1 protein-coding gene is annotated in these 518 nt (G+C 60.8%); it reads right to left on the reverse strand.

Annotated features, from left to right (window positions below; translation table 11 throughout):
* Window positions 1-424, reverse strand: a 424-nt coding sequence (locus tag RTCK_RS03250; RefSeq protein ID WP_185927891.1) for a helix-turn-helix domain-containing protein, incomplete at its 3' end; no start/stop codon positions are given.
* Window positions 425-518 lie beyond the last annotated feature (94 nt).

Consider the following 518-nt stretch of genomic DNA (forward strand, 5'->3'; position numbering starts at 1 on the left):
CGATCTGGCCGTCGAACCAGGCTATGCGGCGACGCAAGACATCGGGACGCTGCTGCTCTGAGGCATGCGCCGTCTTTTTTTTTTTTAACGTGATGCCGCGCCGGTCAAGAAACAACCAGACCGTCGAGGGCGCCACCCGCACGCCGCGCTCGCCAGCAAGGCGCTCGCCGATCTCAGCAAGGGTGATGTCCGGTGTCTTCTCGATGAGGCCCAGAATGAAGGCCTCGTGCGTATCAAGCTTCGAGCGCGACGGCTGTCCCTGCTTGCGCCCTTCCATCTCGCCGGTCTCGCGATAGCGGCGATACCAGGCCCCGGCCGTCGAGATGCCGATGCGGAAGCGTCGTGCCGCCTCCCGCGTCGAAACCCCATCTTCGATCGCTGCAATTACCCGACCGCGAAGGTCTCCGCTCAGGCTCCTCGTCATCATCTCCTCCTGGCAAATCACAGGAGCAGTGAATCAGACATTGTTCATCGCGTGAATCCTCAAAGCGACTCGGTGTTCGTCAAATTTGCTCTAG

This window comes from Pseudorhizobium endolithicum, from assembly GCF_902153245.2.
Lineage (GTDB): Bacteria > Pseudomonadota > Alphaproteobacteria > Rhizobiales > Rhizobiaceae > Neorhizobium > Neorhizobium endolithicum.